24 protein-coding genes are annotated in these 25,974 nt (G+C 56.5%); 9 read left to right on the top strand and 15 right to left on the bottom strand.

Translation table 11 applies throughout. The features are described from left to right. The first annotated feature begins 144 nt into the window (after positions 1 to 144). From U9O48_RS11710 to U9O48_RS11685, 6 genes are all read left to right on the top strand, one after another. The gene (locus U9O48_RS11710) at positions 145 to 669 is read left to right on the top strand and encodes a fimbrial protein (RefSeq protein ID WP_324722530.1); all 525 of its coding nucleotides are present in this window, start codon (positions 145 to 147) and stop codon (positions 667 to 669) included. A 77-nt stretch (positions 670 to 746) separates the two neighbouring features. Further along, positions 747 to 1,424, top strand: a complete 678-nt coding sequence (locus tag U9O48_RS11705) for a molecular chaperone (protein WP_285157226.1) — start codon at positions 747 to 749, stop codon at positions 1,422 to 1,424. An 84-nt stretch (positions 1,425 to 1,508) separates the two neighbouring features. Beyond that, a complete protein-coding gene (locus U9O48_RS11700) occupies positions 1,509 to 4,046 on the top strand; it encodes a fimbria/pilus outer membrane usher protein (RefSeq protein WP_324722529.1) in 2,538 nt (845 codons plus the stop codon). A gap of 89 nt (positions 4,047 to 4,135) precedes the next feature. Beyond that, complete coding sequence (locus tag U9O48_RS11695) at positions 4,136 to 5,101, top strand: fimbrial protein (RefSeq protein WP_285148831.1); 966 nt, start codon at positions 4,136 to 4,138, stop codon at positions 5,099 to 5,101. A 55-nt stretch (positions 5,102 to 5,156) separates the two neighbouring features. Beyond that, positions 5,157 to 5,690, top strand: a complete 534-nt coding sequence (locus tag U9O48_RS11690) for a fimbrial protein (protein WP_324722528.1) — start codon at positions 5,157 to 5,159, stop codon at positions 5,688 to 5,690. 42 nt (positions 5,691 to 5,732) lie between these two features. Next, a complete protein-coding gene (locus U9O48_RS11685) occupies positions 5,733 to 6,239 on the top strand; it encodes a fimbrial protein (protein WP_285144431.1) in 507 nt (168 codons plus the stop codon). A 38-nt stretch (positions 6,240 to 6,277) separates the two neighbouring features. Here U9O48_RS11685 and ppk2 read toward each other — a convergent pair whose 3' ends face one another. Then, the gene (gene ppk2 / locus U9O48_RS11680; RefSeq protein WP_324722527.1) at positions 6,278 to 7,096 is read right to left on the bottom strand and encodes a polyphosphate kinase 2; all 819 of its coding nucleotides are present in this window, start codon (positions 7,094 to 7,096) and stop codon (positions 6,278 to 6,280) included. A 251-nt stretch (positions 7,097 to 7,347) separates the two neighbouring features. On the opposite strand from ppk2, the gene araJ reads away from it, so the two are divergent. Further along, positions 7,348 to 8,523, top strand: a complete 1,176-nt coding sequence (gene araJ, locus U9O48_RS11675) for an MFS transporter AraJ (RefSeq protein ID WP_282495198.1) — start codon at positions 7,348 to 7,350, stop codon at positions 8,521 to 8,523. Between the two features lie 6 nt (positions 8,524 to 8,529). Here the strand turns inward: araJ and U9O48_RS11670 are convergent, their stop codons facing one another. From U9O48_RS11670 to U9O48_RS11640, 7 genes are all read right to left on the bottom strand, one after another. Continuing rightward, the gene (locus U9O48_RS11670) at positions 8,530 to 9,621 is read right to left on the bottom strand and encodes an alkylhydroperoxidase domain protein (protein ID WP_324722526.1); all 1,092 of its coding nucleotides are present in this window, start codon (positions 9,619 to 9,621) and stop codon (positions 8,530 to 8,532) included. Between the two features lie 9 nt (positions 9,622 to 9,630). Then, positions 9,631 to 10,620 (bottom strand): putative FMN-dependent luciferase-like monooxygenase, encoded by a 990-nt coding sequence (locus tag U9O48_RS11665; protein ID WP_285157228.1) that lies wholly within the window; start codon positions 10,618 to 10,620, stop codon positions 9,631 to 9,633. After that, entirely contained in the window at positions 10,617 to 12,224 is a 1,608-nt protein-coding gene (locus U9O48_RS11660; protein WP_324722525.1) for an ABC transporter ATP-binding protein, read from the bottom strand. Before U9O48_RS11660 ends, U9O48_RS11665 begins: the two co-directional genes overlap by 4 nt. Beyond that, positions 12,221 to 13,072: an ABC transporter permease gene (locus U9O48_RS11655; protein WP_324722524.1), complete on the bottom strand. Its 852-nt coding sequence runs from the start codon at positions 13,070 to 13,072 to the stop codon at positions 12,221 to 12,223. The genes U9O48_RS11660 and U9O48_RS11655 overlap by 4 nt, the downstream gene beginning before the upstream one ends. Further along, positions 13,069 to 14,013 carry an ABC transporter permease gene (locus tag U9O48_RS11650; RefSeq protein ID WP_282495269.1) on the bottom strand — a complete coding sequence of 315 codons (945 nt, stop codon included), beginning with the start codon at positions 14,011 to 14,013 and terminating at the stop codon, positions 13,069 to 13,071. Before U9O48_RS11650 ends, U9O48_RS11655 begins: the two co-directional genes overlap by 4 nt. A 4-nt stretch (positions 14,014 to 14,017) precedes the next feature. Further along, the gene (locus U9O48_RS11645; protein WP_324722523.1) at positions 14,018 to 15,637 is read right to left on the bottom strand and encodes a TIGR04028 family ABC transporter substrate-binding protein; all 1,620 of its coding nucleotides are present in this window, start codon (positions 15,635 to 15,637) and stop codon (positions 14,018 to 14,020) included. Positions 15,638 to 15,781: 144 nt separating this feature from the next. Then, positions 15,782 to 16,984, bottom strand: coding sequence for an NAD(P)/FAD-dependent oxidoreductase (locus U9O48_RS11640; RefSeq protein ID WP_324722522.1), 1,203 nt, complete (start codon positions 16,982 to 16,984; stop codon positions 15,782 to 15,784). A 210-nt stretch (positions 16,985 to 17,194) separates the two neighbouring features. Here U9O48_RS11640 and U9O48_RS11635 point away from each other — a divergent pair, with 210 nt between their 5' ends. Next, complete coding sequence (locus tag U9O48_RS11635) at positions 17,195 to 17,704, top strand: RrF2 family transcriptional regulator (protein ID WP_285148815.1); 510 nt, start codon at positions 17,195 to 17,197, stop codon at positions 17,702 to 17,704. Between the two features lie 5 nt (positions 17,705 to 17,709). Here the strand turns inward: U9O48_RS11635 and adhP are convergent, their stop codons facing one another. The 7 genes from adhP to U9O48_RS11600 all read right to left on the bottom strand — a co-directional run bounded on the left by adhP (position 17,710) and on the right by U9O48_RS11600 (position 24,947). After that, positions 17,710 to 18,720: an alcohol dehydrogenase AdhP gene (gene adhP, locus U9O48_RS11630; RefSeq protein ID WP_324722521.1), complete on the bottom strand. Its 1,011-nt coding sequence runs from the start codon at positions 18,718 to 18,720 to the stop codon at positions 17,710 to 17,712. A gap of 222 nt (positions 18,721 to 18,942) precedes the next feature. After that, a complete protein-coding gene (locus U9O48_RS11625; RefSeq protein WP_324722520.1) occupies positions 18,943 to 20,652 on the bottom strand; it encodes an ABC-F family ATP-binding cassette domain-containing protein in 1,710 nt (569 codons plus the stop codon). A gap of 408 nt (positions 20,653 to 21,060) precedes the next feature. After that, positions 21,061 to 22,758 carry an NAD-dependent malic enzyme gene (locus tag U9O48_RS11620; protein WP_282495209.1) on the bottom strand — a complete coding sequence of 566 codons (1,698 nt, stop codon included), beginning with the start codon at positions 22,756 to 22,758 and terminating at the stop codon, positions 21,061 to 21,063. Between the two features lie 175 nt (positions 22,759 to 22,933). Continuing rightward, positions 22,934 to 23,071, bottom strand: coding sequence for a stationary-phase-induced ribosome-associated protein (sra, locus tag U9O48_RS11615; protein WP_102103745.1), 138 nt, complete (start codon positions 23,069 to 23,071; stop codon positions 22,934 to 22,936). Between the two features lie 96 nt (positions 23,072 to 23,167). Next, on the bottom strand, positions 23,168 to 23,383 hold the full coding sequence (gene bdm / locus U9O48_RS11610) for a biofilm-dependent modulation protein (protein WP_100780123.1): 216 nt from the start codon (positions 23,381 to 23,383) through the stop codon (positions 23,168 to 23,170). A 139-nt stretch (positions 23,384 to 23,522) separates the two neighbouring features. After that, positions 23,523 to 24,044, bottom strand: a complete 522-nt coding sequence (locus tag U9O48_RS11605; RefSeq protein ID WP_324722519.1) for a VOC family protein — start codon at positions 24,042 to 24,044, stop codon at positions 23,523 to 23,525. Positions 24,045 to 24,095: 51 nt separating this feature from the next. Next, complete coding sequence (locus U9O48_RS11600; RefSeq protein ID WP_285149023.1) at positions 24,096 to 24,947, bottom strand: Vmh family MBL fold metallo-hydrolase; 852 nt, start codon at positions 24,945 to 24,947, stop codon at positions 24,096 to 24,098. 113 nt (positions 24,948 to 25,060) lie between these two features. Between U9O48_RS11600 and U9O48_RS11595 the strand changes: the two genes are divergently transcribed. Further along, on the top strand, positions 25,061 to 25,942 hold the full coding sequence (locus U9O48_RS11595; RefSeq protein WP_324722518.1) for a LysR family transcriptional regulator: 882 nt from the start codon (positions 25,061 to 25,063) through the stop codon (positions 25,940 to 25,942). The last annotated feature ends 32 nt before the right edge of the window (positions 25,943 to 25,974 follow it).

Here is a 25,974-nt window from a genome sequence, read left to right as displayed (position 1 = left end):
GATTGTCTGCTTAATGCGCCGCATGAGTGAAATGACAGTCGTCTTATTTGAAAATAAAGTTAACTGAAAATAAAAGCGTTGTCGGACATTAATGTATGAATGTCAGCGCTCGATATTTTGGCAAATAATTCCCAGGATTGATCTATGAAAAAGATTTTCATTGCCTCCGCTATTGCAGCGGTATCTGTATTGTCTTCCGCCGCTGCACTGGCTTCTGACGGCACCATTAATTTTACCGGTGAAGTTCTGGATTCTGCTTGTACGGTTGATATTGGTGCTAATAACACCATGGAAGTGACGCTGGGCAGCGTAGCGAAAACGGCCTTTACCGGTAAAGGTTCTACCGCGTCTTATTCCAAGTTTAATCTGAAACTGACCAAGTGCCCGGCTACTGTGACCAGCGCTTCCGTTAAGTTCGAAGGCACTAGCTATGCTGGCGATGACAGCGTGCTGGCCCTGACGGAAGAAGATGGCGTGGCAACGGGTGTGGGCGTACAGATTTCTGACGCATCAAACAAAGTGGTTGAACTGGGTACCGCCACCGCGAGCACCACGCTGGCCGCTGGCGACAACGTTCTGCCGTTCTATGCACGTTATATCCAGCAAGCTGCTGCAGTGACTGCCGGCCCGGCAAACTCTGTGGCTCAGTTCACGCTGAACTACAACTAATAAGTTTTCTTTAAAGAAGAAAATTTGTCATACGGGCTGATATTTATTAGCCCGTTATTTTTCTTAAAGGCGAAAAAATGAAAGTATTCCACAAAACTGTACTGGCGGGCCTGTTGGCCGTTTTAGGATCGACTGCTGCGCATGCGGGTGTTGTTATTGGTGGTACTCGCGTGATTTATGACGGTAGCAAAAAGGAAGCTTCACTGAGTGTCAACAATGCCGACAATGTTCCGTATCTTATTCAGTCATGGATTGATATGCCTGATGGTGGCGCTGAGAAAGCTCCCTTTATTATTACCCCTCCACTGTATCGTCTCGATCAGGGGCAGAAGAACGTGATGCGTATTGTTCGCGCCGGGAATCTTGCCGAAGATAAAGAATCAATGTTCTGGCTGAATGTGAAATCTATTCCGTCTGCCGAGAAAAAAGAAAATACGCTCCAGGTCGCCGTGAAGACCCGAATTAAACTGATTTACCGTCCTGAATCCCTGAAAGGAACGTCGCCAGAAAAAGTGGCGGATAAATTAACCTGGCAGAAATCTGGGAATGATATTCAGGTGACCAACCCGACCAGTTATTACATGAATTTTAATGAAATTGATGTCAGCGGTAAAAAACTACCTGACGTGACTTATGTTGCTCCAGGCTCAACGGCGCGCTTCGCGCTGCCAGCGGGCGTCAGCGGCGGTCAGGTTGAGTTTAAACTGATCAGTGATTTCGGTGGTACAGGCGCAGTACACAAAGCAGCAATGTAGTATTAACCATCTGGTTAATTTTTAAATTACAAGGTAGTTCGATTAATACAGGGTTCGACCTGTATTTTAAGGGGCATTATTTTAATGAGTTCTGAATTCAAACGTGTACATTTTAGATATGCGCGTCTGGCGGTTCTGATTGCATTTTCTTTATCATCGACAATGCACGCAGGCTACGCCCGCGAATATTTTAACCCGGCGCTGCTGGAAGTTGATAACCCCACTTCAAAAGGCACCGATCTTTCTGCCTTTGAAGCGGGTTCCCAGGCACCAGGTAAATATCGTGTCGACGTTATTATCAATGACCAGATGGTTGATACACGGGAAATTGAATTCAAATCTGTTCCCTCGGCAAATGGCGATGAAATACTGCAGCCCTGCATCTCCATTGGCTTATTACAAAGCTACGGCGTGAAAACCGATCTGTTCCCGGAACTAGGTAAAGAGGGCGAGTGCGCAAATCTGGCCGCGATCCCGAAAGCCAAAGCCGATTTCATGTTTGGTTCGCAAAAGCTGGTGCTGAGCATTCCTCAGGCGGCGCTTTCTCCGCAGGCTCGTGGCTACGTTGCGCCGGACATGTGGGATGAAGGGATCCCCGCGCTGCTGCTGAACTACAGTGTCAGCGGGGATAATACTTCGTCACGTCATGGTGAGGGGCAGAACAGTAACAGCCAGTACGCGAACCTGCGCCCAGGTCTGAACCTGGGGCCGTGGCGTTTACGTAACTACACCACCTGGAACCGTGATACGAGCGGGCAGGATAAGTGGGACACGGTGTATACCTATGTCCAGCGCAACATTATTGCCCTGAAAAGCCAGCTGACGATGGGCGACAGCTCATCGCCGTCCGATGTGTTTGACAGCATTCCATTCCGCGGTGCGCAGCTGGCCTCCGACGATGACATGCTGCCGGACAGCCTGAAAGGCTACGCGCCAGTGGTTCGCGGCATCGCGCGGACCAATGCGCAGGTGGTTATCCGCCAGAACGGCTACGTGATTTATCAGAGCTACGTGGCGCCAGGTGCATTCGAAATTACCGATATGTATCCGACCGGTGGCTCCGGCGATCTGAATGTGACGGTGAAAGAAGCGGACGGCAGCGAGCAGAACTTTGTCGTGCCATTTGCTTCTGTTCCGGTATTGCAGCGTGAAGGTCATCTGAAATATAGCCTGACGGCCGGTCAGTACCGTTCCTACAACAGTGAAGTTGATAAAACGCCGATGGGCCAGGCGACCGCAATCTACGGCTTGCCGCACGGCTTCACGTTGTACGGTGGTTTCCAGGAATCCAGCCCGTATCAGTCTATTGCGGTGGGTGTGGGTAAAAACATGGGTGATATCGGCGCAATTTCTACCGATGTGACGCAGGCGTGGTCTACGCCGAAGGATCAGGCGAAAGAGAGTGGTCAGTCATGGCGAATTCGTTACGCCAAAGATTTCGCAGATACGGGCACCAACTTCTCGATTGCCGGTTATCGCTATTCCACGGCGGGCTATTACGACATGCAGGAAGTGCTGGATTCCTACGGTGACAGCAGCGCGCTGCAGGATCGTCGTCGTAATCGTGCCGAAATGACCGTAAGCCAGACGCTCGGTAAGGGCATGGGCGCCCTGACAATCAGCGGTGTGAAAGAAGATTACTGGAACAGCAGTAAGTCTATGGAATCCCTGGGCCTGGGTTATAACAACTCCTGGAACGGGATCTCTTACGGCCTGAACTACACCTACAACAAAAATGGCTACGGCAGCGGCGATAAGAGCGATACGCAGTATGACAAAGACCAGATCTTTGCCTTTAACATCAGCATTCCACTGGATCGCTTCCTGAGTAATACCTATGCCAGCTACAGCCTGAACACCAGTAAAGAGGGCAATACCACTCATACCGTCGGCATGAACGGTTCGGCGATGGAGGGTAACGCCCTGAGCTGGAACGTGCAGCAAGGCTACGGCACTGACGGCGCGGGTAATAGCGGTAACGTGAACGCGGATTATCGCGGTACCTATGGTGAGATGAACGGCGGCTACAGCTACGACAACAACTCGGAGCGCATGAACTATGGCATTTCCGGCGGGATTCTGGCCCATGAAAATGGCGTGACCTTCGCCCAGCCGTTTGGTGAAACCATCGCCCTGGTGAAAGCGCCGGGTGCGAAAGGGGTGGATGTCTCCAATCAGACCGGTGTCAGCACTGACTTCCGCGGTTATACCGTCGTCAGCAATATTTCGCCGTATCGCAAGAACGATATTGCGCTGGATACGGAAAGTATGCCGGATGATGTGGAACTGGAGTTAACCACCAAAACGGTGATTCCAACTCGCGGAGCGGTAGTGCGTGCGGAATATAAAGCGAATGTGGGTATGCGCATATTGATGACCTTAATTCGTGCGAACGGTCAGCCGGTTCCATTTGGCGCCACGGTAACGGTAGATGGTGATAACACTGCTCAAGGATTTATCGTTGGGGATGCTGGTCAGGTTTATTTAAGTGGTCTCAATGAGCAAGGAAATTTACACGTTCTTTGGGGTAAAGGAAGTAATGAGCAATGTCATGTGGCTTTCAATAACTCGAAAGTAAAAGATCAGAATTCCGTAGCGACTGTCACTGAATCATGTAACTAGTCCTGTAACAGAATCCCCTTGATATAGGGGGATTCATATGAGTTGGATGCATCGTCATATTTAATATGGCTATGATCCAGGAGAAAAATGTGAGTCTCATTAAATCGAAATTAATCATTTTTGCAGCATGTATTATCATGTCATCTTCCGTATTTGCTCAATCCTGTAAAGTGGCGACGCTCAGGACGTCCAAGGCGGCGTCTGGAAGTGTTGTGGTTCAAAGAGATGCGCCTGTCGGTACAATTATTTTTGAAGGCGCTACGCAACCCGTAAGCGATTATGCTGATGGATGTGATACCAATGTAACACTGAAATTCTCGATGACCTATATGTCGGCAACAAAAAGTGCTTATGGCGAACATGTTTATGATACAAACGTGCCTGGCGTTGGAATAATATTTGCTACATCAGGGCAAGCCCAAACATATTTTGATAATCCTGCCAATATACTCAATTTCAATGTTGGAACAGGGGGGGTCATGAACTGGGATGGTGGTAATATAAAATATATTAAAACAGGCCCCATCGGATCAGGAACGCTGGCAGCAGGTACTTTAGGTGAATTAGCTTTACTTGGGTTTGATGGCGCTTATCATACCGCTATTGATTTTAATATGGATGCGGCAGTAATCACTTCACTTGCCTGTTCAATCACCACCCCAAAACTAACATTTCCGCTGGGTACAGTACCGGTATCTGAGTTTGGAGAAACCATAGGTTTTACGCCAGTTGAAACCAATTCGCAGAACCTGGGATTAGATTGCGATGCTGACGCTAATATTAACGTTCAATTAAGTGGTACACAAAATCCTGATGTTTCCGACGCTAGTGTTCTGGCGTTGAATGGGCAAGGTACAGATGGTGTGGCATCGGGGCTCGGCGTGCAATTACTTTATAACGATGCGCCTCTAAAAATTAATGAAAGTATTGTGATGAAAAAATCCGCTGGTGGGCAAGAGATGTTGCCAATTGTCGCACGTTATTATCAGACTAAATCGACGGTGATGCCCGGTGACGCCAGCACATCCGCAACGCTCACATTAACGTATCAATAATATCAGTAGCGGCTATTAACTGCGTTATTACATAATCTATTTTTAAGGTATTACTATGAAATCTACCCATTTATTCTCGACTCTTGCGATTACCCTTTGCGCGACATTATTGACCGCGAATGTTTTTGCCGCCAGCAGTGTCAGCATTGACATCAAAGGCAAAGTCATCGCCTCACCTTGTACCACCGTAAACGGTGGCGAAGCCACCAAAGCCGTTGCATTGGGCGATACTATCGGCGCAGATACTTTAGCCACCGCGGGCTCCGGTACTCCTCTTGTCAAATTCGAACTTCCTCTGACGGGCTGCCCGGCTGGCACCACGAATATCAAAGCCACCTTCAGTGGCACGGCGGACGGCACCACCACCACGATGTGGAAAAACACCGCGGCGACACCGGCGCCTAACACTGCCATCGAACTGTCAAACCAGACGGGGAGCGCACTGATCAGCAATGGATCCTCCGTTACTGAGGCTGTCACCTCCGGTACCGCCACGTTCAAACTCCAGGCTCGCGCATATTCTGCAGCGGGCTCGGCTACCCCGGGTGATATTGAATCGGTGATTGTTGCCACCTTCGAATATCAGTAATACCAGGCTCTGTATTGTCACAAAAATATTCAGGAGAGATTCATGAAGGGATATCTGGCAGCAGTGGTTTTGCCATTAATACTTGCAGGCGGAGCGGTACACGCAGCGGGAACCAGTATCGATGTCAAAGGACGCGTTGTTGCCAATCCTTGCACGGTGGATACCGATTCGGTGAAGAAAAATATTACGGTGCCCTCGACTCAGGCGCATGCCCTGATTGACCCCAGCAGCGGCGGGGACTGGGTTAATTTTTCTCTCGACGTGAATAAATGCCCGGTCTATCTAAAAACCGTCACGGTGACCTTTACCGGCCCGGCTGATAAAGATGACGCCACAACCTATCAGAATACGGGTGACGCAAAGAATGTGTCCTTGCAGTTGGCTGCCAGTGACATCAATTACGGCAACGGCAGCACTCTGCAGGTCAACGTGGATCAATCTGCGCACAGCGCGACATTCCCGCTCGCTGCCAGAATGTACTCCGCCAAAGGTGGGGCTACCCAGGGCTCTTTTGGCGCAGTCGTCAATTTCGATTTTACCTATCAGTAATCGCTCCGCACCTGGAATGTGCTCCAGGTGCGGCTCTTTTAAAACCGTTCCTGGATATACCTGAACGGATAATCCGTCGGTTTCACCTTACCCACTTTCCGCTTCGGCAGTTTCACCGGCTCGACGGGCAGCGTCTTGTAAGGTATCTGCGACAGCAGATGAGAGATGACATTCAGCCGCACCCGTTTTTTATCCTCGGAACGTGCAACAAACCACGGCGCCCAGGCGGTGTCGGTGGCGGCAAACATCGCGTCGCGCGCTTCGGTGTATTTATCCCACAGCTTGAAGGATTTGATGTCCATCGGCGACAGCTTCCAGGTTTTGCGCCCGTCATCAATGCGATCGCGCAGGCGGCGTTCCTGCTCTTTAGGCGTCACCTCCAGCCAGTATTTGATCAGGATAATGCCCGCATCCACCATCGCATGCTCCATGGTCGGCGTGCCATCGAGAAACTTTTGCACCTGTTCAGGCGTGCAGAATCCCATCACGCGCTCTACGCCCGCGCGGTTATACCAGCTGCGGTCGAAAATCACGATTTCACCCGCCGAGGGCAGATGCGACACGTAGCGCTGGAAATAGAGCTGACTTTTCTCTTTCTCAGTAGGCGCGGGCAGGGCAACGACGCGGAACACGCGCGGGCTGACACGCTCGGTGATCGCTTTAATCGTCCCGCCTTTGCCTGCGCCGTCGCGGCCTTCAAACACCACGCAGACTTTCAGACCTTTGCTGACCACCCACTGCTGGAGCTTGACCAGCTCTACGTGAAGACGCCGCAGCTCCTTTTCATACGCCTTGCCCTTCAGCGGCTGAGGGGGGCTTTTTTCTGCCGGGCTTTTCGCTTTCTTGATATTTGCCATAACGATCCTCTGCAGCTGGAGGGAGGGGTAACTCTTTGAAGTGTAATCGTGCCAGCCGACTCTCGCGGGAAATATTAGTGGAACTGTGTATTTATACAGCTACCGGTGAAATCCTCATTTTTCCCGCAGTGGGATATTCACAACCCTACCCGAATTGATGGATTAACGTGTCAGAGCGCCAATTCGAACTGGCTCACCATACCAGTTTGTTCAATAATGGCTGTTGCAAATTTTTAACAAATGGCTGTGGTATGAAAAAAACCGTTTTTTCACTGGCGCTGGGCACCTTTGGTTTAGGGATGGCGGAGTTTGGCATCATGGGCGTGCTGACCGAGCTGGCGCAGGATACCGGCATTTCGATCCCCTCCGCCGGGAGCATGATTTCGTATTACGCCTTTGGCGTGGTGATTGGCGCGCCGATCATCGCGTTGTTTTCAAATAAGTTCTCGCTCAAGACGGTTCTGCTGTTCCTGGTTGCCCTGTGCGTGGCCGGGAACGCCATTTTTACCTTCTCCACCTCCTATTTCTGGCTGGCCGTCGGGCGGCTGGTGTCCGGTTTTCCGCACGGGGCGTTTTTCGGCGTCGGGGCGATCATCCTGTCGAAAATCGCGCCACCGGGAAAAGTCACCCTCGCCGTGTCGGGGATGATTGCCGGGATGACGGTCGCCAACCTGGTCGGCGTGCCGCTCGGCACCTGGCTCGGGCATGAATACAACTGGCGCTACACCTTCTTCCTGATTGCGGCGTTTGACGCTCTGGTGATCCTCTCGGTGATCTTCTGGGTGCCGACGCTGTACGATAAGGCGGAAACCCGGCTCACGGAGCAGTTTCACTTTCTGAAGAAGCCGGAACCCTGGCTGATTTTTGCCGCGACGATGTTCGGCAATGCCGGGGTTTTTGCGTGGTTCAGCTTTGTGAAGCCGTTTATGGTCAACGTCTCTGGATTTTCGCCGGGCTTTATGACTGTCATCATGATGCTGATGGGGCTCGGGATGGTGCTGGGGAATCTGCTCAGCGGCAAACTGTCCGGGCGCTACAGCCCGCTGCGCATTGCGGCCACTACCGATCTGGTGATTGTTCTGTCCCTGCTGATGCTGTTCGCCTTCGGTGAAAATCAGTCGGCGTCGCTGGTGATGGGCTTTATCTGCTGCGCGGGTCTGTTCGCGCTGTCGGCACCGCTGCAAATTATGCTCCTGCAAAACGCGCAGGGCGGCGAACTGCTGGGCGCGGCGGGCGGGCAGGTGGCCTTTAACCTCGGGAGTGCGATTGGGGCTTATTTTGGCGGGATGATGATTATCCTCGGCTACAGCTGGAGCTACGTGACGTTACCGGCGGCGCTCCTCTCGTTCGCCGCCATGTCGTCCCTGCTGCTGTATGGCCGTCAGAAAGCCAAACGGGCACAGGCTAACGCCCGCGCGTTAGCCTGATTGCCGTTACGGAAGGTAAGGTTCGCCGAGGGTCAGCATTAACCGGTTGGCCCAGGCGAAAAACGCCGCAGACTGAATCAAATCGAGCTGTTCAAGCGTGTCCAGCTCCTGCTTCTCCAGTGCCGCCAGATGCGCGGGCGTGACCGCCGGTGGCGTCACGGAGAGCGCCGCCGCAAAATCAATTTCCGCCTGCCAGCGCGCAGACTGTCCCTCGCTTAACGACTGCCCCGGACGCACCGCCAGCAGCGCTTCTACGGCGTTATCATCCTTCGACAGCTGGCTGGCTTTCCGCGCATGGACAGATGCGCAGTAGATGCAGCCGTTGATCTTGCTGGTGACAGTCGCCGCCAGTTCACGCTCCGCGCGCGGCAGACCGCCAGGCGTGTAAAAAATCCCTTTATCGGTCAGCGTGCGTTGTTCCAGCACCGGCAGATTGCGCGCCAGCAGGCGGAAATAGTCAGAGTCCGTGTGGCCGAATTTCGCCAGAGTCGCCTGTTCGTCAGCGTTAAATTCCGCCAGCGGTTTTGACGCCAGCCACGGCTCCCAGCCCAGCTCCTGCTGGGTAAACTGCACCGGTGCCGCTTTGCCGCTTTTGGTGGCTGGCGTGGCGTGCCAAATCCCCGCCACAACCGGCGTGTCGCTGGCAGCGATGCTTTTATCATTTAGCAAGCGCAGCCCGGCGACGAGACGGCTCTGGAAACTGACAAACGCGATTAGCTGGGCCAGCGTCACGATCGCCTCTTTACTCCATCCCGCCTGGGTCAGCGCAGTTAACGCGCCGGGTGTGGCCTCGACGGGAGAAAACGTCAGCAGGCGCGCGAAGGTGATCGCGGGCGTGAGCCGTAAAGAGGTGGGATCGGCCAGACCAAACCCGGCGTAGTGCGCGGCCAGCGCATCGGCGCGGTGCCACTTCGCGACTTTCGCGGCCACTGCCACGCGCTCATCCAGCTGGAACGCCGCGTCCTGCTGGCTAAAGAGCGTTTCATAGCTGCCCTGCGCATGACGGGTGGCGGCATCGCGGGTCGCACGCGCCGTCGCCAGCGGCGAACCGGGTGCGATCTCCGCTAATTCAGCAACAATATCCTGACTTAAAGACATAGAAACTCCTTAAAGAAGTTGAGGGGCGATATGTTCAGCAATCAGCTCAATGGAACGCAGAGTGTCCCGGTGAGACGGTTCAACGGAGTGGACCTGGAATGAAATATCCGTCGCCCGTTTAAGGACCGAATCCTCAGCCAGCGACGCCAGCACGGTGTTCGGCGCGCCGATATGAGCGTCGAACTGGCGGATATAATCCGTGACACTGTCACCTGTGACGGTGTGGCCCGCCGCGCTGTGTGCCTGAGCCTGGCGGGTTAAACCGGGCGTCGCGACTTTCAGGGCGTACTCATCGCTGTCCGCGACAAACGCCGTGCGCGAGGCCAGAATTCTCGGGGCAATGCCCGAAGGCAGCGCGGCGAGATAGGCGTCGATAATCGGGTTCTGGATCTGGTCGAGGGTGAGAGCGAGCTGGTCCGCCGGGCGCGGCTGAGTGCGGGACAACATCAGCCCGTGCCCGGCCTGCGCTGCCCGTACCGCGCCGTCGACGGAAAAGGTCGCGATCCACACGCGCTCCGCCAGCTGTGGCGCAGGCGGGTAAAGATGGTTGTCCGGATGGGCGAGTGAATCCCCGCGCCAGGCGCTCTGGATCAGGTGCAAATGGTCGGCAAAGGTCGCGCCGCGCTGTTCAAACGTCAGGCCAAACGGCAGAAATGAGGTCGGCGTGCCGCCGGAGCCAAAACCGACTTCGAGACGACCGTCCGCCAGCAGATCCAGCACCGCCGCGTCTTCCGCCACGCGCAGCGGGTTTTCCATCGGCAGGGTGATAATCGCTGTGCCCAGACGGATGGTTTCCGTTTGCGCCGCAACGTGGGCGAGGAACACCAGCGGAGACGGCAGGCCGCCTTCGCGCTCGTGGAAATGGTGCTGCGCAATCCAGGCCGTATCAAAACCGTGGCGCTCCGCATGGCGGATCTGTTCGGTCGCCAGGCGATAACGCTCTTTAGCTGGGGCGTCGTCCAGCAGGCGGGTAAAGAATCCCAGGCGTTTACGCGTCATGCGTACTCCTTAGTCGCAGGTGAAAAATGGGGGATAGCGTCGATCAGCTCGCGGGTGTAGCTGTTCTGCGGCGAGGAGAAGAGCGCCTCCACCGTGCCATGTTCAACCACCTGGCCGCTTTTCAGCACCGTCACGCTGTGGGCGATGCGGCGAACGGTCGCCAGGTCGTGGGTGATAAACAGGTAGGTCAGCCCCAGCTGCTGCTGGAGCTGTTGCAGCAGGGCGAGGATCTGCGCCTGCACCGTGACGTCCAGCGCCGAGGTGGCTTCGTCCAACACCAGAATCGTCGGCTCCAGAATCAGGGCGCGGGCGATGGCGACCCGCTGGCGCTGACCGCCGGAAAGCTCGCGCGCCGTGCGATTTAACAGCTCCAGCGGCAGGGCGACGCGCGTGGTCACGGCCTCAACGCGAGTTTTGCGTTCCACTCTGGTGATTTTGCCGAAGTTTTTCAGCGGCTCTTCGATGATCTCAAACAGCGTTTGTCGCGGGTCGAGGGAGGCAAACGGGTTCTGATAGACGAACTGAATTTTCTGGCGCAGCTGGCGGCGCGCCTCCACGCTGAGCTGCGTCGCATCGATATCATCAAGGATGACGCGCCCGCTGTCCGCCTGCTCAAACCCGAGCAAAATGCGGGCAAGGGTGGTTTTCCCCGAACCGGATTCCCCGACCAGCGCATGAGTGCTCCCGCGCGGCACTTCGAAACTGACGTTATCCAGCGCCTGCAGGAAGTGGTTTTTGCTGAGGGAGAATTGTTTGCTGATCCCCTGCGCGCGAATGGCGGCAGAGGCCAGCCGGTGGCCGGATACCGGGGCGATAGTTAAGCGCGAGCCCTGCAAATCGCTCAGCAGTTGACGGGTATAGGCATGCTGCGGGGCGCGCACCACATCGGCGGTCGCGCCGTGCTCTTGCACTTCACCGTGGCGAAACACCAGCAGGCGATCGGCGCGCTGGGCGGCGAGAGCCAGATCGTGCGTCACGAACAGCACCGCCGTCCCGGATTCGCGGCGCAGAATATCCAGCAGATCGAGAATGCATTTTTGTACCGTCACGTCCAGCGCGCTGGTCGGTTCGTCGGCGATGATCAGGTCCGGTCGCAGGGCGATGGCGATCGCGATCAGCACCCGCTGTTTCATCCCGCCGGAAAGCTGGTGCGGATACTGCTTCATCCGCTGCTCCGGGTGGCTCAGCCCGACTTTGGTCAGCAGGGCCAGCACCTGATTTTCTTGCTCATCCTTCGTGATTTTCTGGTGAATATGCAGGACTTCACCCACCTGCGCGCCGATGGTTTTGACCGGATTCAGGGAATTGCCGGGGTCCTGCGGCACCAGGCTGATGCGTGCTCCGCGCAGGGCGTTGAGCCGCTTCGCCGACCACTGGCTAATCTCTTCGCCGTTGAGCACAATTTTGCCGCTGTCGCGACGGGCGTTGTCCGCCAGCAGGCCGATAATCGCCTGCGCGGTGGTGGTTTTGCCGGAGCCGGATTCGCCGACAAAGGCCAGCATTTCCCCGCGTTTCAGAGTGAAACTGACGTTATGCACTACCTCACGCCACTGGCGGCCGATGCGATAGCTTAAGGTCAGATTTTCCACGGACAGAACGGTCATGAGCGGCCTCCGCTTAACTGCTGGCTGATACGGTTGGTGGCAAGCACCACGGCGATCACCACGATGCCGGGGAAGGTGGTCAGCCACCAGGCGGTTGAAAGATAGTTACGCCCTTCGGCAATCAGCAGGCCCCATTCCGGGACCGGCGGCGGCGTGCCGTAGCCGAGGAAACTCAGGGTCGAGAGGGCGAGAATGGCCTGACCAAACTGGAGCGTTGCGAAGGCGAGAACGGCAGTCAGCGAGTTCGGCAAAATGTGTCGCCACAGCACCGCCCAGAAGGTGCCGCCGCTGCCGTAGGCCGCTTCGACAAAATCCGCGTGACGAATGCGCACCACTTCCCCGCGCGCCAGGCGGGCGAAGCTGGCAATCGACGCCACACCAACGGCGATGGCCGCGTTAACGGTGCCGAACCCGAGCAAAATAATCACCGTCATGGAGAGCAGCAGCGAGGGAATCGACAGCAACACGTCGACAAAGCGCATCAGCACCGACTCCACGCGTCCGGCAAAAGCCCCGGCAATCACGCCGATTGCCGTGCCGACCAGTAAGCCCATCGCCACGGCGGCCAGCGCGGCGCTCAGAGAATGAGACGCGCCATACACAATGCGGGCGTAAACATCCCGGCCCAGCTGATCGGTTCCCAGCCAGTGTCCGGCCTGGGGGGCTAAGCGCTGTGCGCCCGCGATCCCTTCAATCGGGCTGTACTGGGTGAGCAAACCCGGCGCGAGCGCGGCCAGGGCGGCAAGGATAATCACCCCCCACGCCAGCCATAAACCGGGCTGAACGTCGAAAGAGTGAAGGGCCGGAACGCGTTTTCGCGCGGCGGCGGCGTAGTCCACCAGACTCATGATGCACCTCCGGTCACGGGTTGCAGGCGAGGGTCAAAGAGCGGCATCAGCAGATCCACCAGCAGATTAATCAGCACAAAACCGAGCGCCGAGATCATCACCACCGCCTGTAGCACGGCGATGTCCTGATTATTCACCGCCTGCTGCGTCAGCTGGCCCAGGCCGCTGCGGCCAAACACGGTTTCGGTAATCAGCGCCCCGGCGATCAGCTCGCCGAGCAAAATCCCGGCGATATTCAGCACCGGCAGCAGAGCGTTGCCGGTCACGTGACGCCACAGGACACCCGTTTCACTCAGCCCTTTGGCGCGCGCCACGGCAACAAACGGCTGGGCCGCGACCTGATCGAGACTACGCATCAGGATTTGCGCCAGCGGAGCGGAGATCGGAATGGCGACGGTGACGATCGGCAGGATCAGCCCCTGCAGCGGCGACGGGTTAATCACCGGGATCAGCCGCAGCTGGAAGGAAAACAGCTGGATAAGCGCGATGCCGAGCCAGAAAGTCGGCAGGGAGATAAACAGCACCGGCACCGACTGAATGGCATTGCTTATCCATCGCAGCCCCGGCAGTCGCGCGGCAAACGCCAGCGCGAAGGCCAGCACCACTGCCAGCGCGAACGCGGGCAGAGCGAGGCTCAGGGTGTCGGGTAGATTAGTGGCGATCAGCTCGCTCACCGGCACCCCCGCCTGGAGTGAAAAACCAAAATCGCCGCGCAGCATGGCAAACAGAGTGTGGAAATACTGCTGCCATAGCGGACTGTCCGCGCCATAGGCGACGCGCATCTCCTCGATTTGCGCCGGGCTTAAGCCCAGATCCGGGTTCTGGAATTTAATCAGCACCGCGTCGCCCGGCAGCACCTGAAGCAGCACGAAGGAGAGGGTAAACGCGGCCCACAGGACCAGCAGCCCCATCCCGGCCCGTCGCAGCAGATAGTGGCTCATCATCTTAATGTTTCTCGATCCACGCGCCGTAGAACGACGGACGTCCTACCGCTTCGAAATTCACCCCTTTCAGCCACGGCGCACCGGCGAAGACCTGCGGCTCCTCGAAGATCGGGATCACGTAGGCGTTATCCAGCAGATAGCGCTGGGCATCGCCGGTTAATTGCAGACGTTTTTGCGGGTCGACCTCGGCGGAGATATTCACCAGCAGTTCGTTGAGTTTGTCGTCGCGGAAGCTTTTCACCTTGTCGCTCGAGCCGCCTTTTTGCAGCAGCGCGTCGCGGTTGGCCGGGTAGAACATGCTCTTCACCACGTCGGGATCGGCGCGGCCCACTTCGGAAACGGTCAGTGGCGTTTTCAGCGGATCGAGGTTATCCAGCGTGCGGCTGCCCGCATCGCCCGCTTTGACGCTCAGTGCCACGCCGACCTGTCGCCACTGCTGGGCGACCAGCTGCAACACCTCTTTGTTTTGCGGCTGCGGCAGGGATTCGTACACCGTCAGCGCCAGGCGCTGTCCGTCTTTGGCGCGGATGCCGTCGCTGCCGGTTTTCCAGCCCGCGTCGTCGAGCAGGGCATTGGCTTTCGCCACGTCAAAAGTAAGTTTGTCGCTAAGATCGACAAAGCCGGCCGCGGAGTCGGCAATCACCGATTTGGCCTGCGGATAGTTAGGCGAGAAGAGGGTCTCTACGACCTGTTTCGCATTGGTGGCGTGGATCAGCGCCTGACGAACGCGCAAATCCGACACCAGCGGGTTGTCCGGGCGGAAGCTGATGCTGTCATTCACGCCGCGCGTCGGGGCGGCGTAGATTTTATACCCTTGCTCGGTGGCCTGTTTCTCATCGTAGGCCTGAACCTGGCGAATAAAATCAGCCTGACCTGCCAGCAGCGCGCCGACACGCACGCTGTCTTCCGGCGTGACGATAAATTTGATGCCGTCCAGATTCGCCGGGCCTTGCTGGGCGAGGTTTTTCGGCCCCCACTGGTACTCTTTGCGCGCCTCAAGCGTCACTTCCCGGCCCAGTTTTTCCTCTTTCACCACGAACGGGCCGGAGCCGATGATGTGGCGCGCGTCGCCCAACTCCTCAAAGTTGCGCTTCAGGGTGCTCAACGAAACCAGTCCGGAGCCGATGGTCGCGGTGCCTTGCAGGAAGCCCGGTGATGGTTTTTTGAAGTAGAACTTCACGGTATGCGGATCGACCACTTCGCTGCGGTCGTAGTTGTTGATCACCTCCGAAACCGGCAGGCGCTGGGCTTTGTTGCCTAGCCCGTAGGTGTCGAAGTTTTTGGCGACGGCGTTGGCGTCCAGCGGCGTGCCGTCAGAGTAGGTCACGCCGGGGCGGATTTTAAAGGTGTATTCGGTTTTGTCGGCGTTGGTGGACCAGCTTTCGGCGATCCACGGCTCCACTTCCAGCGTTTTCGGGTTCTGCCAGGTGAGCTTGTCGGTGATCTGATTCAGGATACCGCCATTGGGATAGAAACCGCCCGCCGGGGGATAGAGATTGGTGTGCGCCTGTTGCTCCAGATAGACGAGCGTCCCGCCCTTAATCGGCGTGTCGGCGGCGTGTGCGGCAGTCGCTGCGAGGATTAACGCCGTCAGCAGCGGCAGGCGAAAAGGGGTTTGCATGGTGAATTCCTTTGTTATCTTTGTTTTAGCGTCGGATTCATCATCGGGCGCGTGTGAAAACAAGGGAACAAAGGAATTGAGATAAGGATTGCCGGAAATCGGGAATATCGAAAAACCGCTCCCGGTCAGGAGCGGTGGGTTTCGCTACACAAATTTCGCCAGCGGATCGGCAGCGGCAAAGGCGACCGCGCGGTCTGCGGCGGGTGGGTAGATCAGCTCATTGGTGATAGCAATCTTGAGCTTCTTCGCCTCTTCGCGCACCAGTTTCACCTCTTGTTCCCAGCCCTCGGTGTACACCGCGCCCCAGGCGCCGAGATCCAGACAGGTGACATAGTTCACCTGACGGTACGGATACGGCTCGACGTTCAGCAGGCTGGCGGCGGCGTTGTGTCCGGCAAATTTTCCGAGCTGGATCGCATGCTGACAGGTCATCAGCGCGGTATTACCCACATCGTCCGTTTTCGCATGGGCGGTATCGCCGGTGGCAAACACATCAGGATGGGCCGGGATCTGCAGCAGTTCGTTCACGCGCAGACGCGCCTGAGCGTCGCGCTCGCCGTCAATCTGCGTCGTCAGCGGATGAGCTTCGACGCCAGCCGTCCAGACCACGGTAGAGGATTCGATGCGCTCGCCGTTTTTCAGGGTGACGCCCTGGGCATCGACAGCTTCGATTTCGCTGTTCAGACGCCATTCCACGCCCAGCTCTTCGCTGGCATTCGCAATCACATCGCGCAGGGCTTCGCTATAACGACCGCCAATCACCGGACCGCGTTCAACTACGATAACTTTAGTCTGCGTATCTTTGCCGAAACGGGCACGCAGACGCGCCGGTAATTCGGTCGCCAGTTCGATACCGGTAAAGCCGCCGCCGCAAACCACCACCGTGTTACGGGCCGGGGTAGAGGGCTGATGAACCAGCGCATCGAGGTGTTTTTCGAACACCTGCGCGGATTCGAGCTGGTCGATGTCAAACGCAAATTCAGACAGACCGGCGACCGCTGGGCGCTTAGTCTGACTGCCCGTGGCGATAACCAGACGATCGTAAGTGGCGAGGGTAGTGTTGCCGTGGCTGTCGCGATACCAGACCGCTTTCTCTTTGGTATCAATACGTTCTGCGCTGCCCTGAATATACTCAATACCCAGTTCGGCGAAGAGATCCGTCAGGGGAGCCACCAGGCCTGCCACTTTTTCTTCATAGAAACGTGGGCGAACACGCAGCTCGGGTTGCGGAGCCAGCACGCTAATACGCAGATCGCTGCTCTCGTTCAGTTCCGCCAGACGCGCCGCGCTCACCGCTGCCCACATACCGGAAAAACCACTGCCCACAATTAAAATATGCTTCTTCATCTTCGATCCTTTTGCTCATCAGGCTTTGTGTCTGACCTGACTGCAACTATACTTGTCGGAGTTAACTCCGACAACTTTTTTCTGAGTTAGCGATGATAAAAAAGGAAAGTGACGTAAAAATAACAAGTTAGATAACAAATGGTTTACAGGCTGTTTTTTCGCTCGCGAACACGGCTATAATAACCACGAATAATGAGAGCGGAGTTAAACATGGCCTTTTACAGTTCCGGTGTGGAATACGCCATTCATAGCCTGATGTGCATGGTGGATGCCAAAGGCAACGAGCGGGAGTTGAGCGTCAGGGAGATGGCGGACTTACAGGGTGTGCCTTACGACTACCTGGGCAAAATCTTCACCCGTCTGTCACGCGCCGGGCTGGTGAACAGCACGGAAGGCAAGGGCGGTGGGTTTAAACTCGCGCGTCCGGCGGAACTCATTTCGGTGCTGGATGTGACGCATGCCATTGATGGCGAAAAGAATATGTTTGAGTGCCGGGAAGTGCGCCAGCGGTTGGCAGTCTTTGATGAAGCGCCGCCTGCGTGGGTCTGCGACGGGCCGTGCGGCGTGCGCTCGGTGATGGACAGCGCCCAGCAGCGGATGGAAGAAGAACTGGCGCGCCACACCATTCTCGATCTGGCGCGCAAAATGTATCGAAAAGCGCCCGATACATTCCTGATTGAAGTGCAGGACTGGATTACGGATCGCCGCAGCCCGTCCTGAATCCCTTAAGAACGGAAATCAATCACCATACGGCCACGGATCTGGCCCTGTTCCATCTCTTTGAAAATCGCATTGATGTCGCCCAGCGGACGCATCGTCACTTTCGGCACCACTTTGCCTTCGGCGGCAAACTGGAAGGCCTCGATCAGATCCTGACGGGTTCCGACCAGCGAACCGACCACCTGAATCCCATCCAGCACCAGACGCGGAATATCCAGGCTCATGGCTTCTGGCGGCAGACCGACAGCCACCACGCGGCCACCGGCGCGCACTGCGTCGACCGCAGAGTTAAATGCCGCTTTCGCGACCGCCGTGACCACGGCGGAGTGAGCGCCGCCGGTTTTTTCCTGAATCACTTTCGCCGCATCTTCGTTGCGGGAGTTGATGGTCAGATCGGCCCCCATCTCTGCGGCCAGTTTCAGCTGCGCATCGTTGACGTCGATGGCGATCACTTTGGCATTGAAGACGTTTTTCGCGTACTGCAGCGCCAGGTTGCCCAGTCCGCCCAGACCGTAGATCGCAATCCACTGTCCCGGTTTGATATGAGAAATTTTCACCGCTTTATAGGTGGTCACACCCGCGCAGGTGATGCTGCTCGCAGCGGCAGATTCCAGACCGTCCGGCACTTTCACCGCGTAATCGGCGGTGACGATGCACTCTTCGGCCATCCCGCCGTCGACGGAATACCCGGCATTTTTTACGTCACGACAGAGCGTTTCGTTGCCGGAGTTACAGTATTCGCAGTGCCCGCAGCCCTGGAAGAACCACGCCACGCTGGCACGATCGCCCACTTTCAGTGAGGTCACGCCAGGGCCGATCTGTTTGACGACGCCAATCCCTTCATGGCCGAGGATCACCCCGGTTTTATCGCCAAAATCACCGTTCTTCACATGGAGATCCGTGTGGCATACGCCGCAGCACTCCATCTTCAGCAGCGCTTCCCCGTGTTGCAGGGCGCGCAGGGTTTTATCAGTGACGTCTACGTGGTGATCTTTTGTTACGACAGCAGCCTTCATATGTTTCTCCATGTTCATTTAAGTGTCTGCATAGCGTGCAAGAAAGATGAGAATCGTTCTTACTCCTTAAGGATTAATGCTTTGGTCGTTTTATACAAGGGCGGGGCAACATAATGTAATAATTTCGTTGGGATTCAGGCGATTAAAGCATCAATAAACCATTCAAGCCCTGAATAATTGGGGGGAGGGAATGCCCGGCGGGAAGCCCCGCCGGGCGCAGGGTTACAGCAGGGCTTCTATCTGGTTAATCTCCTCACGCCACTGTTGCTGGAGCTGAGGCTTCTGATGCTTCGGCTTACGCGCCAAATCCTCTGCCAGCAGGGTCTCCAGCGTCACCAGTCTGTCGAGGAGATCGTCACACTCATTCGGCGATGATTCTGCCGGTTTTGCTGACTCGGCAGGTGGTGTTAATCCGCCGCACTCCCGCAGGCGTTCAAACACCGCTTCGGCGTCGTGCCATTCGCTAAGCTTTCCATCCTCAATCAGCCAGAAGCGGTTGCAGCTTTGGCTGATCAACTGCCTGTCATGGCTGACCAGCAGCACGCCGCCTTCGAACTGTTGCAGGGTGTCGGCCAGCGCCTCTTTGCCTTCCATGTCCAGATGGTTGGTCGGCTCATCGAGCATCAGCAGGCTGTAGCGGGCGAGCGTCAGGCCGATAAACAGCAGGCGCGAACGCTCGCCGCCGCTGAGGGTGCTAACTTTCTGCCCGTGACGCACCCACGGAAAACCGGCGCTGATGAGCGACATTTTGCGCACCTGCGGATCGGGCGCAAACGGCTCGAGCGCGTCCAGCAGCGAGGCGTCGTCGGGCAGCTGGTGCAGCGTCTGGTCGTAATAACCGAGCGTCAGGCGAGGATGGATTTTCAGTGCATCCGTCGACTGCTGTGCAACAAACTGTCGCCAGATCAGCTTCATCAGCGAGGATTTCCCGCAGCCGTTGCGGCCCACAATGGCGACGCGATCGCCGCTTTTGAGTCTGGCGATCTCCACCTCAAACAGCGCAGGCAGACCAGGAGCCGGAGGGACGTCGAGATTTGCCATCTCCAGCAGCCGGTCGGCCCGCAGGGCATCACCGCGCAGGGTGAGCGTCCACGGGCTGCCCGCGGTGAGATCGGTCTGGCTCTCCTTCAGGCGCTCGACCTGTTTTTCCATCTGTTTGGCTTTGCGGGCCAGATCTTCGTTGTCATAGACCTTGCCCCAGGTCGCCAGACGTTTGGCGCTGGCCGCCACGCGGTCGATCTCCTTTTGCTCGGCTTTGTGGCGCAGGGCATCGCTCTCATCTTTTGCCGCCAGCGCCTGACGCGCAGCGGAGCAAGGCAGGGCGAAGCTGTGCAGGGTTTTGTCGCGTAAAATCCAGCTGCCGTTAGTGACGGCATCAAGCAGCTGTCGGTCGTGCGAGACCAGCACAAAACTCCCGGACCAGTTCTGTAAAAACTGCTCCAGCCAGAGCATGGTCGGGAGATCGAGATGGTTGCTGGGCTCATCCAGTAACAGCAGATCGGGATCGCTGATTAAGGCGCGCGCCAGCAGCAGGCGCGTGTGTTGCCCGCCGCTCAGTGTCGCGGATTGCAGAGTCATATCCTGCGGGGTGAAGCCCATGCCGCCGAGCAGCGTTTCGGCCCGCCAGCGCAGGCTGTCGCGTTCCGCGGCGGGGAGCTGCGCCAGCACGGCGTCGAGCATCGACAGGGGATAAATTGATTCCGGCAGATGCTGTTCCACGCGTGCCATCAGGCAGTATCCGGCGAGCGCCACGGTGCCGACAGACGGGGATTCCGTCCCGTCGAGGATCTTCAGCAGGGTACTTTTGCCGCAGCCGTTATCACCCAGCAGACCAATGCGGTCGCCTTTTTTCAGGGTAAAGGAGAGCGAGTCGAAGAGGGTGTTAAACGCCGTTTCAACGCGGAGGGATTGTGCAGTTAGTAATGTGCTCATTGTTGCTTACTCAAGTGTTACAGGCATGGAAATGCCTCGTCAATCATCGCTGACGATAACTTAGTAAGCCCGAGAGAAGGGATTAGGGTGGTTGGTGTCTTCGCTCAAGCAGAAGTTATCGCAGCACGATACCGATAACGCTTGAGCTGGTGCGATCACCAAATGTATGTGAAACATTAAAAATTTCACTATACAGCATAATTAGCCTCCTTATTTATTCAGTGGGTTGATGGATGAAGGGAGTGTAGCGGGGTTTTACATGCCCGGCAAGCAGAGCGCCGCCAGGCATGGGAGCCGATAGTTGCCGGGTGGCGGCTTCGCCTTACCCGGCCTACAAATGCAGAAGATCGCGGTCTTTTGTAGGCCCGGTAAGCGCAGCGCCACCGGGCGTTTAGGCCGCACCGTCGATCAGATGGACGTCCGGCGGTAGTTCCGGTATTCCGGCATCCAGAAGTTATCGTCGATGGCCTGCTGCAACGCATCGGCGGAGGTTTTGACCGCCACGCCCTGTTGCTGGGCCATTTTACCGACCGCAAAGGCTATCGCCCGCGACACCGTATGGATGTCTTTCAGCTCTGGCAGCACCAGCCCTTCGCCGTTATTCACCAGCGGAGAGTGCTTCGCCAGGGTTTCGCTGGCAGACATCAGCATTTCATCGGTAATGCGTGACGCACCGGCGGCGATCACCCCCAGACCAATCCCCGGGAAGATATAGGAGTTGTTGCACTGGGCAATCGGATAGGTTTTGTCTTTCCACACCACCGGATCGAACGGGCTGCCGGTCGCGACCAGCGCGGCACCTTCGGTCCAGGCGATGATGTCCTGCGGCGTCGCTTCCACGCGCGAGGTCGGGTTGGAGAGCGGCATCACGATCGGACGCGGGCAGTGCTTGTGCATTTCGCGGATGATCTCTTCGGTGAACAGCCCGGTCTGGCCGGACACCCCGATCAGAATATCCGGCTTCACGTTGCGCACCACGTCCAGCAGGGAGAGCACTTCGTTGTCCGTATCCCAGTTTTTCAGGTTCTCGCGCTTTTGCACCAGCTTGGTCTGGAACGGCAGCAGGTTTGGCATGCCGTCCGTCAGCAGGCCGAAACGGTCGACCATAAACACACGCGATCGGGCCAGCTCTTCGCTTAAGCCTTCGCGCTGGGTCTGGGCGATGATCTGTTCTGCGATCCCGCACCCGGCTGAGCCCGCGCCGAGGAAGACGATTTTCTGATAGCTCAGCTGGCTGCCCGCCGCGCGGCTGGCGGCGATCAGCGTCCCAACGGTCACTGCCGCGGTGCCCTGAATATCGTCGTTAAACGAGCAGATCTCATCGCGATAGCGGTTCAGCAGAGGCATAGCGTTTTTCTGCGCGAAGTCTTCAAACTGCAGCAGCACGTCCGGCCAGCGGTGTTTGACGGCCTGAATGAAATCGTCGACAAACTGGTAATACTCGTCGTCCGTCACGCGCGGGTGACGCCAGCCCATATACAGCGGATCGTTCAGCAGCTGCTGGTTATTAGTGCCGACATCCAGCACCACCGGCAACGTGTAGGCCGGGCTGATTCCGCCGCAGGCGGTGTAGAGCGACAGCTTACCGATTGGAATCCCCATCCCGCCGATACCCTGGTCGCCAAGGCCCAGAATACGCTCGCCGTCCGTCACCACGATCACTTTGATGTTGTGGTTCGGCACGTTCTGCAGGATGTCATCCATATTGTGGCGGTTCTGATAGGAGATAAACACACCGCGCGAACGACGGTAGATCTCGGAGAAACGCTCGCAGGCCGCGCCGACGGTCGGGGTGTAGATCACCGGCATCATCTCTTCGAGGTGATTTTGCACCAGGCGGTAGAAGAGGGTTTCGTTGGTGTCCTGGATGTTGCGCAGGTAGATGTGTTTGTCGATTTCGGTTTTGAAACCCTGGTACTGGATCCAGGCGCGTTCAGCTTGCTCTTCGATGGTTTCAACCACTTCCGGCAGCAGGCCGAGCAGGTTAAAGCTGCTGCGCTCTTCGGCGCTGAAGGCGCTGCCTTTGTTCAGCAGGGGGAATTCCAGCAGGACCGGGCCTGCGTAGGGGATGTAAAGAGAACGATGCTGTTTTACTTTGTTGTCCATGTCACTCACTCGATTTTTTGAATATCCGTCCCTGGCACTGCGTATTGTCATCTTTCTGGCTTGCTGGCAGGGCGACCTCGGGCGGCATTATAAAGGAGCTGAATGTTAATTACCGCAACACACATACAAAAACACCATCGGTTTTGCCGATGGTGTTGTGATTCAGATGCGGGATTTACTTGTCTGCGTGGCGTTTTCTGCCATGCGTGTGGGTGACTACGGTTTCGTTGCTGCCCTCGATCACCACTTTACGTTGGTTCGACAGCTTGTAGTTCAGTCCCAGAATGTGACGTGCCTGACGGTTCGATTTCATGTTAACTCCTCAATCCTGTTGATAGTTTTAAGGACCAGTTTGCTTGCGCAAACGAAATGTAACCCCTTAGGTTGCAGATCCAGCATAGCAGGGTTTTTACAGGGGGCGATGTTGACCACTCACCACGTAGTTAATGGTCTGCTGGTAGATATCACTGAGGATGTCATTATCCGAGGCTTCTACCCAGCGGGTGAGTTCCATCAAAATGTCATCTTCAGTGACCGCGCCATGTTCAGCGCGCAGGCCTTGCTCAATGGCATTGACCAGCGCCGGTTGAGCGGAATGAGTATTTGCTGAGTAATGAGTAAACATGCTGCCTCCGTGTCGTTATCTGTTTAATATTCCGGTTCGCAATTCATAATTCACATTCAGAATGGCAAATATTCTTCCCGCTGTGGTTCAGATTCATCCTGGAAATAAAAATATCATAATACCCCTTTTTTTCGATAAATCAGGGTTTCCAGCGGCGCAGTTCGGTATATTTTTCGTAGGGCATCGGGGACGGCCAGGAGATTAATTCCACCACACTTCCCCAGGGGGTTTTGCCGTAGCAAAACGCATTGCCTTCGCCGCGTTCGGCGGGAAAAGAGAGGGGTTTCGGCTCGGTAAACATCTCCCCGCCTGCGGCGGTGAAAGCAGATATTGCGGTTTTAAAATCATCGACATAGACGGCGAAGTGCTGCAGGCCGAAATCACTGGGGCTAGCGGGGGATTGCTGTTCAGGGCCGTGCATTTCAAACAGCTCGATGCCGGGGCCATTGGGCATGGCCAGCATCCTGATGGCGCGGATTTTTGTTCCGGGAAATAACTTTAAGGTATTTTCCTGCGCCTGATGGTCAATATTTTCACTGCCGGGTTCGACGGAATGATATATCACGGTTGCCGCGAAGGCTTTTTCAAAAAATAACGTTGCTGCTTCGATGTCAGGAACCGTAATACCAATATGGTCAATTCCTCTGACTGGGGTTTGCATAAGCATCTCCTGCTATAAAAAGAATAAATATAGCAGGAGACAGTTAGCCTGTTACCACTTCATTTCGCCGGTATTGACCTTCGCGCTCAGCTCCAGGGAGCTGACTTCCGCCAGCTTCGGCTGCTGTTTTTTCATCGCCTCGATTACGCCCGCCGAGTCTTTATGGGCGGCCAGCGCCTGCTCAAATTGTTGCAGGTAAGTGCGGGTAAAGTTGATGGCTTCGATACCCGCTGGCGGTGTACCGAGGTAATGGCCCGGGATCACGCTTTCCGGTTTGTGAGCGGCCATTTCATCGAGCGTGGCGATCCACTGCGCGCGGCTGGCTTTGGTTTGCGTATCTGCGGTCCAGACGTGAATGCCAGACGAAACGCCGGTGCCGCCGAGAATGGCTTTCGCGGACGGGATCCAGACGTACGCGGCGTAGCTGTCAGCCTGCTCGATATCGATTTTTTCACCGTCGAGCATAAAGGTGGTTGAGGCAATCACCTGCGGCACAATCAGTTCAGACGGCGCGCCGTCTTTCATCTGCGGGCCCCAGAAGGCCAGTTTGGCATCTTTGGTGGCCTTGATATGGTCCACGACGGCCTGAGTGGCGACCACTTTGGCATTCGGGAAGGCTTTCACCAGCGGCTGCAGGCCGAAGTAAAAATCGGGGTCGCCAGAGGTGATCACAATTTTGCTGAGCGTTTTACCGCTGTCGCGCACTTTTTTAACCAGGGCTTCGCCATCTTTCACGCTGAACTGCGCGTCGAACAGCACGGCTTCTTTCGGGCCGGAGACCAGCGTCGAGGAGACGGCGAAAATCCCTTTCTCCTGCGGGTTGTAGGTATCCAGCGTTAACGGCGCGGCAAAAACCGCAGGAGTGAACAGGGCGCACAGCAGTGCAAGGCGATTGAGCTTCATCATATTGTCTCGGTATTGTCGGAAAGTCTCTATTGTACGGATCTCTCGATTTGCCAGAATTCCTGAAACAAGACATGCTTAGTTTCATAAATCGAGCAGATGGAGTCATACCAATGGATCGCGTGATCGCCGCCCAGGTCTATAACCGTATTTGTGAGCTGGGGAGTCTGAGCGCTGCCGCCCGCGCGCTGGGTATTTCGCGCCCGATGGTCAGCCGGTATCTGGAGCAGATGGAAAAATGGGCCGGAACCCGGCTGGTGCACCGTTCCACGCGCAAACTGACGCTGACGCCCGCCGGGGAAAAGGTGCTGCAGAAGACCCGTAACCTGACGCGGCTGTCGCAGGAGATCGAGGATCACTCCTCGAAAGAGACCCCCTCCGGCACGCTGCGCGTGGCCTGCGCGCACTTTACCGCGATGCAGCTCGTCGCGCCGATGCTGCCGGATTTTCTGGCCCGTTATCCGCAGGTGCGCGTCGAAATGGACGTTAACAACCATCCCGTAAGCCTGGTGGGCGAGCGCATCGACGTGGCGATCCGCATTACCGACAACCCCGAGCCGGGGATGATTGCCCGCCGTCTGGGCGAGTGCCGCTCTGTGCTGTGTGCGTCTCCAGACTACCTGGCGGCCCACGGAACGCCTGACGCGCTGGAGGATCTGGCGCAGCACAACTGCCTGCACTACAGCTTCTTTGCTGGACAGTCGTGGAATTTTGTTAATGAGGCGGGGGAAGTGGTTTCCATGGCGGTGAGTGGCAACCTGAGCGCCAGCATTTCGTCGCTGCTGATGGAGGCCGCCATTCATCACTGCGGCATTGCGATGCTGCCGGAATGGGAAGCGCAGCCTGCGCTGGCGAGCGGAAAGCTGGTTCCCGTTCTCGGTAATTTCATGCCGAAACCGATCGGCATTTTTGGGATCTATCAGTCGCGGGATTACCAGCCTGCGGCGCAGCGTCTGTTCCTGGATGCGCTGGGCGAGTCGTTGATGGCTTTGTGAACAATTGCCTAAGACTGTTCTGCCTTCCTCTC

It is taken from the genome of Lelliottia sp. JS-SCA-14 (assembly GCF_035593345.1).
GTDB classification, from domain to species: domain Bacteria; phylum Pseudomonadota; class Gammaproteobacteria; order Enterobacterales; family Enterobacteriaceae; genus Enterobacter; species Enterobacter wanjuensis.
Note: the sequence above shows the minus strand (reverse complement) of the source record. Positions and strands in the feature narration are given on the sequence as shown.